Annotated in this window: 18 protein-coding genes; 13 read left to right on the plus strand and 5 right to left on the minus strand. The window is 66.2% G+C overall.

Annotated elements, in window-relative coordinates:
- Positions 1–35: 35 nt before the first annotated feature.
- Entirely contained in the window at positions 36–773 is a 738-nt protein-coding gene (locus HLA98_RS20625) for a 16S rRNA (uracil(1498)-N(3))-methyltransferase (RefSeq protein WP_057502050.1), read from the minus strand.
- A complete protein-coding gene (gene bioA / locus HLA98_RS20630) occupies positions 764–2155 on the minus strand; it encodes an adenosylmethionine--8-amino-7-oxononanoate transaminase (RefSeq protein ID WP_057502049.1) in 1392 nt (463 codons plus the stop codon). Before bioA ends, HLA98_RS20625 begins: the two co-directional genes overlap by 10 nt.
- A gap of 77 nt (positions 2156–2232) precedes the next feature.
- Between bioA and nudE the strand changes: the two genes are divergently transcribed.
- The 9 genes from nudE (at position 2233) to gcvH (ending at position 8419) form a co-directional block, all read left to right on the plus strand.
- Positions 2233–2796, plus strand: coding sequence for an ADP compounds hydrolase NudE (gene nudE, locus HLA98_RS20635; RefSeq protein WP_005418435.1), 564 nt, complete (start codon positions 2233–2235; stop codon positions 2794–2796).
- The gene (gene cysQ, locus HLA98_RS20640; protein ID WP_049445424.1) at positions 2793–3596 is read left to right on the plus strand and encodes a 3'(2'),5'-bisphosphate nucleotidase CysQ; all 804 of its coding nucleotides are present in this window, start codon (positions 2793–2795) and stop codon (positions 3594–3596) included. Before nudE ends, cysQ begins: the two co-directional genes overlap by 4 nt.
- Before the next feature lie 13 nt (positions 3597–3609).
- On the plus strand, positions 3610–4449 hold the full coding sequence (mazG, locus tag HLA98_RS20645; protein WP_057502048.1) for a nucleoside triphosphate pyrophosphohydrolase: 840 nt from the start codon (positions 3610–3612) through the stop codon (positions 4447–4449).
- Positions 4446–4775, plus strand: a complete 330-nt coding sequence (locus tag HLA98_RS20650) for a YnfA family protein (protein ID WP_049445449.1) — start codon at positions 4446–4448, stop codon at positions 4773–4775. Before mazG ends, HLA98_RS20650 begins: the two co-directional genes overlap by 4 nt.
- A 124-nt stretch (positions 4776–4899) precedes the next feature.
- Positions 4900–5202, plus strand: coding sequence for an Mpo1-like protein (locus tag HLA98_RS20655; protein WP_057502054.1), 303 nt, complete (start codon positions 4900–4902; stop codon positions 5200–5202).
- 66 nt (positions 5203–5268) lie between these two features.
- Positions 5269–6228, plus strand: a complete 960-nt coding sequence (locus HLA98_RS20660) for an SPFH domain-containing protein (RefSeq protein WP_005410704.1) — start codon at positions 5269–5271, stop codon at positions 6226–6228.
- Between the two features lies 1 nt (position 6229).
- Complete coding sequence (locus HLA98_RS20665; RefSeq protein WP_049445415.1) at positions 6230–6673, plus strand: NfeD family protein; 444 nt, start codon at positions 6230–6232, stop codon at positions 6671–6673.
- Positions 6674–6817: 144 nt separating this feature from the next.
- Positions 6818–7930: a glycine cleavage system aminomethyltransferase GcvT gene (gcvT, locus tag HLA98_RS20670; RefSeq protein WP_057502047.1), complete on the plus strand. Its 1113-nt coding sequence runs from the start codon at positions 6818–6820 to the stop codon at positions 7928–7930.
- A gap of 93 nt (positions 7931–8023) precedes the next feature.
- Positions 8024–8419: a glycine cleavage system protein GcvH gene (gcvH, locus tag HLA98_RS20675; RefSeq protein WP_049445410.1), complete on the plus strand. Its 396-nt coding sequence runs from the start codon at positions 8024–8026 to the stop codon at positions 8417–8419.
- 292 nt (positions 8420–8711) lie between these two features.
- Here gcvH and HLA98_RS20680 read toward each other — a convergent pair whose 3' ends face one another.
- Entirely contained in the window at positions 8712–9083 is a 372-nt protein-coding gene (locus HLA98_RS20680) for a hypothetical protein (RefSeq protein ID WP_129550498.1), read from the minus strand.
- Positions 9084–9194: 111 nt separating this feature from the next.
- Here HLA98_RS20680 and HLA98_RS20685 point away from each other — a divergent pair, with 111 nt between their 5' ends.
- Complete coding sequence (locus HLA98_RS20685; RefSeq protein ID WP_019338693.1) at positions 9195–9713, plus strand: hypothetical protein; 519 nt, start codon at positions 9195–9197, stop codon at positions 9711–9713.
- Positions 9714–9832: 119 nt separating this feature from the next.
- Here HLA98_RS20685 and HLA98_RS20690 read toward each other — a convergent pair whose 3' ends face one another.
- Entirely contained in the window at positions 9833–10726 is an 894-nt protein-coding gene (locus tag HLA98_RS20690; protein ID WP_057502046.1) for a LysR family transcriptional regulator, read from the minus strand.
- Between the two features lie 114 nt (positions 10727–10840).
- On the opposite strand from HLA98_RS20690, the gene HLA98_RS20695 reads away from it, so the two are divergent.
- Positions 10841–11599 (plus strand): SDR family NAD(P)-dependent oxidoreductase, encoded by a 759-nt coding sequence (locus HLA98_RS20695; RefSeq protein WP_057502045.1) that lies wholly within the window; start codon positions 10841–10843, stop codon positions 11597–11599.
- A gap of 191 nt (positions 11600–11790) precedes the next feature.
- On the opposite strand, the gene HLA98_RS20700 is transcribed toward HLA98_RS20695, so the two are convergent.
- On the minus strand, positions 11791–13191 hold the full coding sequence (locus HLA98_RS20700) for a serine hydrolase domain-containing protein (protein ID WP_057502044.1): 1401 nt from the start codon (positions 13189–13191) through the stop codon (positions 11791–11793).
- Between the two features lie 286 nt (positions 13192–13477).
- Here HLA98_RS20700 and HLA98_RS20705 point away from each other — a divergent pair, with 286 nt between their 5' ends.
- Positions 13478–14806 (plus strand): NTP/NDP exchange transporter, encoded by a 1329-nt coding sequence (locus tag HLA98_RS20705; RefSeq protein WP_057502043.1) that lies wholly within the window; start codon positions 13478–13480, stop codon positions 14804–14806.
- Positions 14807–14882: 76 nt separating this feature from the next.
- A complete protein-coding gene (locus HLA98_RS20710) occupies positions 14883–15233 on the plus strand; it encodes a DUF1304 domain-containing protein (RefSeq protein WP_057502042.1) in 351 nt (116 codons plus the stop codon).
- The last annotated feature ends 431 nt before the right edge of the window (positions 15234–15664 follow it).

Here is a 15664-nt window from a genome sequence, read left to right on the forward strand (position 1 = left end):
TGCCGACCAGCGGCCGGCACCACCACGAATCTGCCTTATCCCAGATCGCCCAACCGCGCCTGCAATGCTGCAATCGCGGCCAGGCCGGCGGTTTCCGTGCGCAGAATGCGCGGGCCCAGCTGCAGACCCTGGAAGCCAGCGGCTTCCAGTTGATCACGGTCGCGCGGCGACCACCCTCCTTCCGGACCGATTGCAATCACGATACCCGCGGCAGGTGCGGCGTCCAGCGTCGACAGCCGATGCGCGCCCTGCGGATCCAGGGTCAACCGCAGCGTATCCACCGGTAGTGCTGCCGTCGCCTGCGCCAGCGACAGAGGCGAGCCCACCTGCGGGATGCGCGCGCGCCCGGACTGGCCACAGGCCGAGGTCACAACATTGTTCCAGTGCGCCACGCGCTTCTCCGCGCGAGCTGCATCAAGCTTCACCTCGGTGCGCTCGGCGTTGACCGGAATGATCGCCGCCACGCCCAGTTCGGTGGCCTTCTGCAGGATCAGGTCCATCTTCTCGCCACGGGCGATGCCCTGCAGCAGGGTGATCGCCAGCGGCGATTCATTGGCGATGGCCTGCACGGCGTCGATGCGGACCTGCACCTCGCGTTTGCCGGCCACCGTCAGCGTCGCGCTGTAGTCGTTGCCATCGCCGTTGAACAGCACGCAGGTATCGCCCTCGCGCAGGCGCATCACCCGTACCAGGTGGTTGGCCGTCTCTTCCGGTAGGGTCACGGTCTGGCCGCTGTGCAGCGCCAGGTCGATGGGGCAGCGGGTCACGCGCATGCAATCGCCTCGTCAATCGCTGCCAGCGTGGTATGTGCCAGCAGCTCCAGTTGTTCGTCATCCACGCAGTAGGGTGGCATCCAGTACAACACGTCGCCCAGCGGACGCAGCACCACGCCACGTTTCAGCGCGGCCTTGTAGGCGTGCAGGCCCAGCCGCAGTGCCGGGTCGAACGGCGTGCGTTTGTTGCCGTCGCGCGACAGCTCGAACGCCACCACCATGCCGGCCTGGCGCACGTCTGCCACGTGCGGATGGTCGTTGAACGGTGCCGCCAGCGTACCCATCACCGAAGCGATGCCGCGGTTGCGGGCGATCACATCGTCGTCGCGGAAGATGTCCAGTGTCGCCAGCGCGGCCGCGCAGGCCAGCGGGTTGCCGGTGTAGCTGTGCGAGTGCAGGAACGCGCGCTCGCGCGAGTCGTCGAGGAAGGCGTCGTACAGCGCCTGCGTCGCCAGCACGGCGGCCAGTGGCAGGAAGCCGCCGGTCAGGCCTTTCGAGAGGCACATCAGGTCCGGCATCACCCCGGCCTGTTCGCAGGCGAACAGGGTGCCAGTGCGGCCGAAACCGGTGGCGATCTCGTCGGCGATCATGAATGCACCGTGCGCATCGCACAGTTCGCGCACCCGCTGCAGGTACACCGGGTCATGCATGCGCATGCCGCCCGCGCACTGCAGGCGTGGCTCCAGGATCACCGCACAGATCTCGCCCGGATGCTGGTCGAACAGCGTGGCCAGGCCATCGGCGGCCTGGCGCGCGCGATCCGCTGCACTCTGGCCGGGCTCGGCCAGGTAAGCGTCGGGCGAGGGCGCGAACAGGCCTTCGGCCAGCAGCGGCGCGTAGACGCGGCGGTACAGCGGGATGTCCGCCATTGCCAGCGCGCCAAGGGTCTCGCCGTGGTAACCGTTCTCCAGTGCGATGAAACGCGTGCGCCGCGGTTCCCCACGGTTCTGGAAATACTGGAAGGCCATCTTCAGCGCCACTTCCACGCCGGCGGAGCCGTTGTCGGCGTAGAACACCTTGGCCAGCGGTTCGCGGCCAGGCTGGCGCGGGGCCAGTGCCAGCAGGCGTTCAGCCAGGGTGATGGCCGGCTCATGGCCGAACCCGGCCAGCATCACCTGTTCCAGCTGCGTGGCCTGGGCGGCGATGGCCCCCCCGATGCGCGGTTCGGCATGGCCGAACAGGTTGGTCCACCAACTGCTGACCGCATCCAGGTAGCGGTTGCCATCGTGGTCGATCAGCCATGCACCATCGCCACGGGCGATCGGCACCAGGGGCAGGGTGTGCGGGTGTTCGCGCATCTGCGTGCACGGGTGCCACAGCACCTGCAGGTCGCGTTGCCGCCAGTGCTGGGCCAGCGGAGAGGGGGTTGGGTCTGCTAGCATTTCGGGCTCATGAACATGTTGCTGCCTGCACATTCTATCGGCCCCGGCGCAGGCGCCGGCCGCCGCGGAGATTCCGCATGAACGATGACCGTGCCGGCCGTCGCTTGCCGATCATCCATCGGATCACCGATGAGGAGAACGGCCCCTTCCAGCGACAGCACCTGGACCTGGAGTTCTCCAACGGCGAGCGCCGCCGCTTCGAGCGTCTGGTCAGCCGGGGCCATGGTGCAGTGGTGGTGGTGCCGATGCTCGACGACGAGACGGTGCTGCTGGTACGTGAATACGCAGCCGGCATGCACCGCTACGAACTGGGGCTGGTCAAGGGCCGGATCGATGCCGGCGAGACCCCCGAGCAGGCCGCCGATCGCGAACTGAAGGAGGAGGCCGGTTACGGCGCGCGCCGGGTCGATGTGCTGCGCGCGATGACCCTGGCCCCGACCTACATGAGCCACCAGTCGTGGCTGGTGGTGGCGCGGGACCTGTACCCGGAAAAGCTGGCCGGCGACGAGCCGGAAGAACTGGAAGTGGTGCCCTGGAAGCTGGCCGAGCTGGATCAGCTGATGCTGCGCGAAGACTTCTCAGAGGGACGCTCGCTGGCGGCGCTGTTCATCGCCCGCCAGTGGCTGCAGGGAACGCGATGATCAAACTGACCACGGACCTGCGCGAGACCGCCATCGCCATCGCCCAGCAAGCCGGACAGGCCATCATGCAGGTCTATTCCGATGGCTTCGACGTGCAGATCAAGGATGACGACAGCCCGCTCACCAGTGCCGACCTGGCGGCCAACCAGGTCATCGAGCAGGGCCTGCAGCAGCTGACCCCGGATCTGCCGATCCTGTCCGAGGAGTCGGCCCAGGTCACGTGGGAGCAGCGCCGCCATTGGGGCGCGTACTGGCTCGTCGACCCGCTTGACGGTACCCGCGAGTTCATCAAGCGCAATGGCGAGTTCAGCGTCAACATTGCGCTGATCTACCAGGGGGCGCCGGCCTTCGGCGTGGTGCTGGCTCCGGTGACCGGCATCGTCTGGCATGCCATGCGTGGCGAGCTGGCCTATCGCCGGCAGGGCCTGCATGACACCGTGCTGCGTACGCGCACACCGGCCACCGCGCCGCTGCGCGTTGCCGCCAGCCGCTCGCACCGCTCACCGGAAACCGAAGCGCTGCTGGCGAGGATGGGGCGCATCGAGACCATCGCGCAGGGCTCGTCGCTGAAATTCTGCCGGATCGCTGAAGGTGGCCTGGATGTCTACCCACGACTGGGCCCGACCTCCGAATGGGATACGGCCGCCGGCCAGTGCGTACTGCACGCCGCCGGCGGAGCGGTGCTGTCGGCGGCGACCGGCAAGCCGTTCCGCTACAACCGCCGTGAGACCCTGTTGAATGGCGATTTCATTGCCCTTGGTGATACCAGCCTGCCGTGGCGCGACTGGTTGTCCGACTGACCCTGGAGGCCGCATGAGCGCGCACGAGACCCCCACCACCGGCAGTGCAGCCAGCAACGAACTGGAGCGCCTGCTGGCGATCATGGCGCGCCTGCGCGATCCGCAGGGCGGCTGCCCCTGGGACCTGGAACAGAACTTCGCGACCATCGCGCCGTACACCATCGAGGAAGCCTACGAGGTGGCCGATGCGATCGACCGCGGCGACCTGGATGATCTCTGCGACGAACTCGGGGACCTGCTGCTGCAGGTGGTGTTCCATGCGCGCATGGCCGAGGAGCAGGGCGCCTTCGCCTTCGCCGAGGTCGCACGCGCGATCAGCGACAAGATGCAGCGCCGTCACCCGCACGTGTTCGCCGATGTCAGCGTCGACGATGCCGACGGCGTGACGCGTAACTGGGAGGCGATCAAGCGTGCCGAGCGCGCGGCCAAGGGCGAGCAGGATACCTCCGCGCTGGCCGGCATCTCGCGCGGCCTGCCGGAATGGCAGCGTGCAGTGAAGCTGCAGTCGCGCGCGGCCAAGGTCGGCTTCGACTGGCCTGGCCCGCTACCGGTGCTCGACAAGGCCGCCGAGGAGCTGCAGGAGCTGCGCGAGGAATTCGAGCGCGACGGCACCGCCGCCAACAAGGGGCGCCTGCAGGAAGAACTGGGCGATCTGCTGTTCGTCTGCGCCAACCTGGCGCGCCATGCCGACATCGATCTGGGCGCGGCACTGCGCGGGGCCAACCACAAGTTCGAACGCCGCTTCCGTGCGATGGAAGCGCAGGCCGAAGCGCAGGGCAGCGCGTTGGCGACACTGGATCTGGATGCGCAGGAAGCGCTGTGGCAGCACGCGAAGGCGGCGGAGAAGGCGTGAAGACGCTCGGGCTGTTCCTGCTGACCGCGCTGGCCGAGATCGTGGGCTGCTATCTGCCCTGGTTGTGGCTGCGCAAGGAAGGCAGCATCTGGCTTCTGCTGCCGGCGGCCGCCAGCCTGGCCCTGTTCGCCTGGCTGTTGACCCTGCACCCGACCGCCAGTGGTCGGGTCTATGCCGCCTACGGTGGCGTCTACATCGGCACCGCGCTGTTCTGGCTGTGGCTGGTCGATGGCATCCGTCCCAGCCGCTGGGACCTGCTCGGTGCCGCGCTGTGCCTGGCTGGCATGGCGGTGATCATGTTCGGCCCGCGCACCTCATCGGTGTAGCGTCGAGCCAGGCTCGGCCGCTCTCCTTCCGACCGCGCTGGCGCGCGAAAGCCGAGCATGGCTCGGCTCTACAAGGTCAGCGATGGTGCATGATGGGGGCGCCCCTGGTTCCCGGAGCATGCGCATGTCCCGCTTCGCCAGCTTCCGCGAGTTCTATCCGTTCTATCTCAGCGAGCACCGCCACCCGGTCTCGCGGCGCCTGCATTTCATCGGTAGCTGTGGGGTGCTGCTGCTGATCGTGGCAGCCCTCCTGCGCGGGCAGCCGATGCTGCTGCTGGCGGCGCTGCTGTGCGGCTACGCTTTCGCCTGGGTCGGCCATTTCTTCTTCGAGAAGAACCGTCCGGCGACCTTCCGGCATCCGCTGTATTCATTCATGGGCGACTGGGTGATGTTCGCCGATATCCTGCGCGGGCGGGTGCTCTGGTAGCTCCGCTGTGCCCACCGCCCTCACGCGCTATGCTGGGGCCTGGGCGACATAGATAAGGAAAGCGCGATGTTCCCGACCATGTTCTTTACCGTGGTACTGGCCTTTGTGGCCGTGGTGATCCTGTTCAAGGCGGTGCGGATGGTCCCGCAGGGGTATGAATGGACCGTTGAGCGCTTCGGCCGCTACACCCACACCATGACACCGGGCCTGCACTTCCTGATCCCGATCGTCTACGGCGTCGGGCGCAAGGTGAACATGATGGAGCAGGTGCTGGACGTACCCAGCCAGGAAGTGATCACCAAGGACAATGCCGCCGTGCGTGTGGATGGCGTGGTCTTCTTCCAGGTCCTGGATGCGGCCAAGGCCGCCTATGAGGTGGCCAACCTGGAAGTGGCGATGATTGCCCTGGTGCAAACCAACATCCGTACCGTGATCGGCTCGATGGACCTGGACGAGTCGTTGAGCCAGCGCGAGGTGATCAATGCCCAGCTGCTGAGCGTGGTCGACCATGCCACCAATCCCTGGGGCGTGAAGGTCAACCGCATCGAGATCCGCGACATCCAACCGCCGCGCGATCTGCTGGATGCGATGGCGCGGCAGATGAAGGCCGAGCGCGAAAAGCGCGCGCAGATCCTCGAAGCGGAAGGTTCACGGCAGTCGGAGATCCTGCGCGCCGATGGCGAAAAGCAGGCTACCGTGCTGGAGGCTGAAGGCCGTCGCGAAGCCGCGTTCCGCGATGCCGAGGCGCGCGAACGCCTGGCCGAGGCCGAAGCGATGGCGACCAAGGTGGTGTCGGCCGCGATTGCCGAGGGGGACGTGCAGGCGATCAACTACTTTGTCGCGCAGAAGTACGTGGAAGCGTTCAAGGAACTGGCCAGTTCGCCGAACCAGAAGCTGGTGCTGATGCCGATGGAGGCCAGTGGCGTGATCGGTTCGATTGCGGGCGTGGCCGAACTGGCGAAGCAGGCGCTGGCCAGCCAGGACAACAAGGCCGCCGGCAAGCGGCCGCCGCCGCTCGGAGGCTGACATGCGCTGGGAAGTCGTCGGTTGGGGTGCGTTGGCGCTGCTGCTGTTCGCGGCAGAGGCGTTGGCACCTGGCGCGTTCATGCTGTGGATCGGCATTGGCGCAGCGGCCGTGTTCGTATTGGTTGCGGTGTTCAGCGGCATTCCGTTGCTGTGGCAGGTCGTTGCCTTCGTCGTGCTGAGCGTGGTTTCGATCCAGTGCTACCGGCGCTGGGGCAAGGCAAGGGCGCGGCCCAGCGATGCACCGTTGCTCAACCGCCGCGCCGAACAGCTGGTCGGTCGGGTGGTGCCCTTGCAGCAGGGCATCATCGGCGGGCAGGGCCGGGTCAGCATCGATGATGCGTACTGGCAGGTCAGTGGTCCGGAACTGCAGGCCGGCAGCCTGGTGCGGGTGGTGGCGGTGCAGGGCAGCACGCTACGGGTCGAGGCTGCAGACCGCCCCCTGTAGAGCCGAGCCCACGCTCGGCGCCCACACGAAGAGCCGCCGAGCATGGGCTCGGCTCTACAGCTCCGGCGCTGCGCTGCGGCACGCCTGCGGGCGACCGATCTGGGATAATGGGGATTCTTGTTTCCTCTGCTGCCGGACCCGGTCATGACCCAGAAGACGCTGCTCAACGATACCCACCGCGCCCTTGGCGCCAAGATGGTCGATTTCGGGGGTTGGGACATGCCCATCCACTACGGCTCGCAGCTCGACGAGCACCACCTGGTGCGTCGCCAGTCCGGTGTGTTCGACGTCAGCCACATGACCGTGGTCGACCTGCGCGGTGACCAGGTCAAGCCGTTCCTGCGCCGCCTGCTGGCCAACTCGGTCGACAAGCTGAAGGTGACCGGCAAGGCGCTGTACTCGTGCATGCTGAATCCGCGCGGCGGCGTCATCGACGACCTGATCGTCTATTACCTGGGCGACGACTTCTTCCGCATGGTGGTCAATGCCTCCACCCGCGAAAAGGATCTGGCCTGGCTGCGCGAGCAGGCCGCACCGTTCGGCGTTTCCGTCGAGCAGCGCCCGGACCTGGCCATCCTCGCCGTGCAGGGTCCGCAGGCGCGCGACATCGTCATCGGCCTGGTCCGCGAAAGCGACCGCGCAGCGCTGGCCAAGCTGGGCCGCTTCGCCGCCCTGCAGGTGCAGTCGGATGACGGCGTCGAGCTGTTTGTCGCCCGCACCGGCTACACCGGTGAAGACGGTTTCGAGATCCTGCTGCCGCAGGACGCCGTGGTCGCGTTCTGGAACCGCCTGCTGGCGGCGGGCGTGAAGCCGGCCGGTCTTGGCGCGCGCGACACCCTGCGCCTGGAAGCCGGCATGAACCTGTATGGCCAGGACATGGACGAAGAGATCAGTCCATATGAAGCGGCGCTGGCCTGGACCGTGTCGCTGGACGAAGGCCGCGACTTCATCGGCCGCGACGTGCTGGAAGCGCAGAAGGCTGCCGGTACCGCGCGGCAGATGATCGGGCTGGTGATGGACGAGAAGGGCGTGCTGCGCCACGGCCAGGCGGTGACCACCGCCGGTGGCCAGGGCGAGATCCTGTCCGGCACCTTCTCGCCGACCCTGGCCAAGGGGATCGCCTTCGCCCGCGTACCGGCCGGTGAGCTCGGCGAAGTCACCGTCGACATCCGCGGCCGGCAGGTGCCGGTGCGCGTGGTCAAGTTCCCGTTCGTGCGCGAAGGCCAGGCCCAGCCCGGTGTGCTCGCCGACGCCTGATCCGAACATGCCGGTCGTCACTGACAGCAGTGGCGGCCGGTTGGTTACACTAGCCCCGTTTTTTCCACCCCTGCATATCTCTGGAGCAGTCCCATGAGCGAGATCCCCGGCGACCTCAAGTTCCTCAAGTCCCATGAGTGGGCCCGTGTCGAAGGCAATGGCCGTGTCACCGTCGGTATTTCCGACCACGCCCAGGGCCTGCTGGGTGACCTGGTCTACGTCGAACTGCCGGAAGTCGGCGCCGACGCCAAGGCTGGTGAACAGATCGCCGTTGTCGAGTCGGTGAAGGCCGCCTCGGACGTCTACAGCCCGATCAGCGGCAAGGTGGTCGAGGTCAACTCGGCCCTGTCCGACAAGCCGGAGACCATCAACGAAGATGCCTACGGCGAAGGCTGGATGTTCGTGGTCGAACTGACCAACGCCGAAGAGGTCAACGAGCTGCTGGACCCGGACGCGTACGCCGAAGTCCTGGAAAACGACGACCACTGAGTCGTCACTTCCGGTCTCTGGAACGGCCACCTTCGGGTGGCCGTTTTTGTTTTGGCGGCCGCGTCGGACTCATGACGCGGGGTTCGCTGCGCACCCTCGGCGTGGCATCAGTCGACAGACGAACGGTGCCGACGGGCGTGCGCAGTTTTGCGCAAATCCGCGTTTCCACCCCGCGCCGACGCACTCGGATGTGAAAACTTTTCGCCTCCCGTTGCGGTGCCGTTGTGCTGGCGTTGGCGGCGGTGCCGGTGACCAGCGACGATGCGCTCGCGCTGTTGCGCCTCACCCGCGCCTATCTGCGCGGAGTGCTTATTTCAAGTGTTTTTTGATCATCGCCTGCATCGACATCGATGCAGACAACGCGCATGCGCGCCGCTTCCGCCGTCGTTGCAGGCCGTGCAGGGTGGTGGCGCAGGCGGCGTCCGGAAAGGTGCGGATGTGAAAATTTTTCGCGGGGGTTGTTGACAGTAAAAAAAACCGTGATTAGGTTTCGCCTCAGCAGACCTTGCCTGCCAAACCGAGTGCGCAGAATCAATCGTCCGATGCGAAGCAGCCCCTTCAAGACCACCGCGACCCAGATGACGGTGGACATGGCCCCGCTTCCCCCGGAGAAATGCAAGGCACCTCCCGTTCCGATGCCCGCTCCGCCGATCGAGGCGGGCATCGCCGCATCCGTAACGGCGCGCCTGACGCGCCGGCGGTCCCCGCACGCAGCATCAGCGGGTTTGATCCACCTGGGCGTTTCAACTCCCTATCACTGACGAGGAGCCATCCCATGGCAACCAAGAAAGCTGCGAAGAAGAAGCCCGCCGCCAAGAAAGCGGTGAAGAAGGTCGCGAAGAAGGCCGCTGCCAAGAAGGCAGTGAAGAAGGTCGCGAAGAAGGCGACCGCCAAGAAGGCAGTGAAGAAGGCTGCGAAGAAGGTCGCCAAGAAGGCCACTGCGAAGAAGGCAGTGAAGAAGGCGGCGAAGAAGGTAGCCAAGAAGTCCACTGCCAAGAAGGCCGTCAAGAAGACCGCGAAGAAGGCCGTCAAGAAGGTAGCCAAGAAGGCCACCAAGAAGACTGCCAAGAAGGCAACGGCCCGCAAGCCGGCCAAGAAGGTCGCGAAGAAGGCCACTGCCAAGAAGGCCGTCAAGAAGACCGCCAAGAAGGCAGTAAAGAAGACCGCGAAGAAGGCCACCAAGAAGGCTGCCCCGAAGAAGGCAGCGAAGAAGGTTGCCAAGCGCAAGCCGGCCGCCCGCAAGAAGAAGGCCGCTCCGGTCGCTCTGCCGGCAACCCCGGCGCCGCTGATCTAAGTACTTCCCGATAGCCGCATCCTGAAACCCCCTTCCCCGGCTGCCCAGCGGGGAGGGGGTTTTTTTATGGGCCGTTTGTAGCGTCGAGCCATGATCGACTGTTCTTCTGAGCGTCGGGGCTAGCGGTGCGCCGCCGGTGGAAAGCGCTCCACCAGGAAGTCCAGGAAGCTGCGCAGGCGCGTCGAGTGGTAGCGATCATGGGCGTAGACCACGTGCATCGGCCGACCGGTCTGGCCCTGCTCCGGGAACAGCTGTACCAGGCGCCTGGCGTCGACGTCGGCAGCCAGCAGCAGTGCCGACTGCAGCACGATGCCCAGCCCATGCAGCGCCGCCGTACGCAGCGCTTCGCCGTTGTTGATCTGGAGCCGACCGTCGGGCGCACGGTCGAGTTCGCCAGCGTCGGCCTGCAGCCACTGCGCGAGTGCCGTCGGTTCGAGGGAGAGGCACTCGTGCCGGGCAAGTGCCTGCAGATCGGTAGGCGTGCCATGCCGGGCGAGGTACGCGGGCGAGGCACACATCATCAACCGGTACGGCGTCAGTGCGCGCGCGACCAGTGTGCTGCTGTCGGCCAGCGTACCGATGCGCAGTGCCGCTTCGAATCCTTCTTCGACGAGGTCGACGACGCGGTCGCTCAGCGTCGCCTCGACACGCACGCCAGGATAGCGCGCCATATAGTCGGCCAGCGCAGGCACCAGCGCATGCGTGCCGAAGATCACCGGTGCGCTGATGCGCAGCGTGCCTGCCGGTGCCAGCTGCTGGTGTTGGGCCTGTGCATCGGTTTCATCCACCAGCCGCAAGATCTCCCTGCAGCGGGCGTAGTAGTCCTCGCCGAAGGGCGTCATGTGCTGGCGCCGCGTGGTGCGGCTCAGCAGCTGCATGCCCAGGCGAGCTTCCAGTGCACGCAGGTGCTTGCCGGCCATCGTCGGCGAGATAGCTATCGCCGCTGCCGCAGCGCTGAGGCTGCCCTTGTCCACGATCAGCACGTAGACCTGCATGCTCTCCAGCAGGTTCATCTGACACCCCGGGTGTTGAATGCTGAAACCTGCGTCGAGTTTATCAATCAGCGGTGATCGAACAGCATGCATTGCACGGGCCGGATGTACCGGCCATGCTCACAGGAGATCACCATGGATTTGAACCTCGAAGGGCGCACCGCCTTGGTCACTGGCGCAGGCAGTGGCATCGGTGCCGGTGTTGCCCGGCTGCTGGCGGCCCAGGGCGTACGCATTGCGATCAGCGCACGACGTGCGGAACCGCTGCAGGCGCTGGCTGAAGGGATTGAGGCCACGGGTGCGCCGGCACCGATCATCCTGCTCGGCGACGTCACTGATGCGGAGGATGTACGCCGCATCGCGGATGCAGCCTTGGCGGCGCTGCAGCGCGTCGACATCCTGGTCAACGCGGCGGGGGGATCGCGACCAACCCCGGTGGATGCCGGTGACGATGTCTGGGAGGAGGCGGTCGCGCTGAACTTCTCTGCAGCCCGGCGCCTGACCCAGGCGCTGCTGCCGGCGATGCAGGCGCAGGGCTGGGGGCGGGTGATCAATTTCAGTGGCTCGATGGAGCCGCGCGCAGTGAACGCGGCTACCGCCGCGAAGGCGGCGCTGCACCTGTGGGGCAAGGGGCTGGCCTCCGAAGTGGCCGGGCAGGGCATCACGGTGAATGCAATTGCGCCGGGACGGATCAACAGCGCACAGATCCTCGGCCGCCTGCATCCCACCGAGGAGAGCCGACGCGAGTTCATTGCCCGCAACATTCCGATCGGGCGTTTTGGTGATCCGGAGGAGGTGGCGCCGCTGGTGGCCTTTCTGGCCTCGCCCTTGGCCGGCTACATCACCGGCGCGGTGATTCCGGTGGACGGCGGCATGCACTACTTCGCGCACTAGCCCTCCTTTTGTGGAGGCGAGCCATTTGTAGAGGCGAGCCATGCTCGACTGTTTTTCGCCACGAGTCCGGTCAGCCGCGCATGGCCCGGCTCTACATGCCCAGCGGAGTCGAGCATGGCTCGACTCTACAAGAGCCAATAAAAAGGGCGACCCTCAGGCCGCCCCTCCCATCCACGGTCGAGCCCGCCAGATCAGCGCGGCGATGCCACCGCACGGTTGCTCGAAGCACCTTTGCCCTTGCGCTTGTCCTGCTGCGCCGGGCCGGCGCCCTCGGCCATCAGGTTGTCGCTGCCGAAGTCGGTGTCAACGTCCAGCCAGCGCTGCGCCGGCAAGCCCAGTGCGGCATCGAGCACGGTCGGCAGCAGGCCGCTGGGAAGGCCGCTTTCGCCGTTCCACATGATGGCGATGCCGAGATCGCGTTCCGGTACCAGCGCGACCAGGCCGCGGTAGCCCTGCACGGCGCCGGCATGGAACACCACGTCGTGGCCGGCGTAGTCGAAGGTGCGCCAGCCCAGTGCGTAGCCGGCCGAGTGCAGGCGCTCGCGGCGCCAGCCCGAACGCATCTCCCCGGGGGTGTTGATCAGGCTCGAATGCAGGGTGGCCAGCAACGGGGCCGGCAGCACGTCGGGGCGATGGCCGGTGTGGGCCAGCAGCCACTGTGCCATGTCGCTGGCGCTGGCGTTGACGCCGGCCGCCGGAGCAACGCGGTAGTAGGTCGGCTTCGGCGTCAGCGAGACCCAGCCATTGCGGCTGCGCACGTGCGGACGTGCCCAGCGCGAACTGGCCTGGATGCCGGCCAGGCCGAGGCTGGCATCGTTCATGCCCAGCGGCTTGAAGATGCGTCGCTCGACCGACTGCTCGTAGAAGCTGCCGGAGGCGGCATAGACGACGTCGCCGATCAGGCTGAAGGCCACGTTCTGGTAGGCGTAGCAGTCGCCCGGCAGGCACTTCAGGCTGGTGTTGGCCAGCTTCTGGGTAAGTGCGTAGTACTCGGCGTTGCCTTCGATGTCGCGGTCGTAGGCGTTGTACGGCAGGCCGACGCGATGGCTGAGCACGTCGGCCACGGTCAGGCGGTCGGTGGCTTCCGGCGAGTTCAGGCGGAAGCCCGGCACATAGTCGGTGACCTTGCTGTCCCAGCGCAGGGTGCCGTCGTTGACCAGCAGGCCGGCCATGGTGCCGGCGAACGCCTTGGACAGTGACGCCAAGCGGAACACGGTGTGGGCATCGACCGGCAACGGGTTGTTGACGTCGGTAACGCCATAGCCGCGCGCGCTGAGCACGCGTCCACCCTGCACGATGGCCACGGCCATGCCCGGCACGCGCTCGCCATAGGTCAGCTGCTGCGCCATCGACTCAATGTTGGCGACGTTGAAGCCGGCGGCCGGGGCCTGCACCTGCGGCACCAGGCCGGTGCGGTAGGCCGCGGGCTGGGTGTGAGCCACAGCAGCGCCGGCAGCGGATTCGATGTTGGCCGGCATCGGCGGCAATGGCGGCGGGGTCTGCGCGGTGGTGGACAAGGCAACGGGCATCAACATGCCCAGCAAACCGGTGGCCGCCGAACGGATCGGACGACGCAGGCTGTTCTTTTTCATCGGTTGGACCCGTGCGCGACTGCTGATGGCGATTCTAGCGCCGCTTTTCCCCTGTGCACAAACAAAGCGAAGATGAATGCGCATCTCGTTGAAAAAGTTGGAATTTTGACGCCTTGAAAGCGTGTATCGGAACGTGTCATCCGGGCCCGGTCATGACTGTCCATTGCGGCCTTCAGACGGCCTCCTGCTGGCGATGTTGCAGTGCATTGGCTAACGTACGCGCTTCACCGCCCCCGGAGCCTGCCATGCCGCTGTCCAACCGCCGTCTTCTGGCGAGGGACGCCGCGTGAGCGCGGTGAGGGGCAACGGGCCGTTGCGTGGGCTGACGGCGGCACTGCGTGAATCTCCGGCGCTGTGGTGGTCGTTCCTGTATTTCTTCTGCCTGCTCAGCGGCTACTACGTGCTGCGCCCGGTGCGTGAGGCGATGGCCGCTTCGGCCGACCTGGAGAGTGTGTTTCCGCCGATGCTGATTGCCTGGTTCGCCAGCCATGGCATCGCGTTGAAGGACTTCGTCCTGCAGTTCCTGTTCTCCTGCGTGTTCGTGATCATGCTGGTGCTGCAGCCGGTGTATGGCTGGCTGGTCAGCCGCTTCCCGCGGCGGGTGTTCCTGCCGGTGGTGTACGGGTTCTTCATCGTCACGCTGCTGGGCTTCTACGTACTGTTCGATAGCGGTGTGCCAGGCCGTGGCATGGCCTTCTTTTTCTGGATCACCGTCTTCAACCTGTTCGCGGTGGCGGTGTTCTGGAGCTTCATGGCCGATGTGTTTTCCAACGCACAGGCACGTGCCTTCTACGGTTACATCGGCGCAGCTGGCACCATCGGTGCCTTCCTCGGTCCGATCATCACCAGTGCGCTGGTGCAGCGCGTGGGTATCGCTAACCTGATGCTGGTCTCGGCCGGTTTTCTCGCCATCTGCCTGTTGAGCATCTGGCGGCTGCGGCACTGGGCGGTGCTGCGAGAGCATGAGCAGCAGCTGGTGTCCGGCGAACAGCCAATGGGCGGCAGCGTGCTGGACGGTCTGAAACTGATCGCGCGTGAGCCGTTGCTGCGCTGGCTGGCGATCATGGTGGTGTTCGGTGTGGGCGTGGGCACCCTGCTGTACAACCAGCAGGCCAGCATCGTGCGTGCGGCGTTCAACGATGCAGGCGCCGCCACGGCCTTCTTCTCGCGCATCGACCTGGCGGTGAACGCGCTGGCGCTGTTGATGCAGCTGGCCCTGACCCGCTGGCTGCTGTCACGCCACGGCATTGCACCGGCCCTGTTGATCCCTGGATTTGCGATCCTGATCGGCTTCTCGGTGCTTGCCGCTTCACCCATGCCGTTGATGGTGGCAGTGGTACAGGTGATGACCCGGGCCAGCGAGTTCGCATTGGCCAAGCCGGCGCGCGAGACCATCTACACGCGCGTGGACCGGCAGTGGCGCTACAAGGCCGGCGCAGCGATCGACACGGTGGTGTACCGCGGCGCGGACCTGAGCTTTGCGTGGGTGCACAAGGGCTTGTCGCTGTTTGGTTCACACGTGGTGTTCATCGGCGGCGTGGTGGTTGCCGCGTGCATGACCGCCGCCGCATTCGGTGTACTGCGCGAAGAAAAGAAGCTGCCGCGCGACCGCTGATTTTCCGGGGTCAGATTCCTTTCCCATGGGGAAAGGGATCTGACCCGATTCTTCTTCCCTGTCCAAGGAACCGCCCATGTACTGGATCGCACTCGCCCTGACCTTGCTGGTCGCACTGCTTCACGTCTACTTCCTGGTGCTGGAGATGTTCCTGTGGACCCGCCCGCTGGGCCTGAAGACGTTCCGCAACACGCCGGAGAAGGCCGAGACCACCCGCGTTCTGGCGGCCAACCAGGGCCTCTACAACGGCTTCCTGGCGGCGGGCATCGGGGTGGGTCTGGTGATCGACCAGCCGGTGCTGGCGACCTTCTCGTTGGCCTGTGTGGTGGTGGCGGGGTGCTATGGCGCGTACAGCGTGAGCCGGCGCATTTTCATGATCCAGGCGGTGCCGGCGATCCTGGCGTTGGTGTTGCGCGCGCTGGCGTAGTTTCCAGCCAACGGCGCAGCCCCTCGTGGGTTGGTCGCGTAGAGCTTCTCATGGTGTTGGCCGGGCGGGTTGGGTTCGCGGGGGACGCCGCAAGTACGTCCGTGTAGGCTTGGCCGCGGCATCCATGCCGCGGACACCCCCGCGAACCCAACCCGCCCGGCCTCTGATAGTTTCCGTGCGCGGCCAGCCCACGGAGAAGAAAAAGAAGATCAAGAGCAACAGCGGGTCGCTGCGCTCGTGGGCTCCGCGCGCATGAAAAAAGCGGCCGAAGGGCCGCTTTTGCTTTTGCTTGCTCCTGCTCTTCTTTCTTCTCTTGCGTGGGTGGACGCCACAGAGATCTGTCAGAGGCCGGAGGGGTGGGGCCGGGCGGGGTATCCGCGCCATGGATGGCGCGGCTAAGCCTACACGGACGTACTTGCGGCGTCCCCGCC

This window comes from Stenotrophomonas africana, from assembly GCF_013004645.1.
Classification (GTDB): Bacteria; Pseudomonadota; Gammaproteobacteria; order Xanthomonadales; family Xanthomonadaceae; genus Stenotrophomonas; species Stenotrophomonas africana.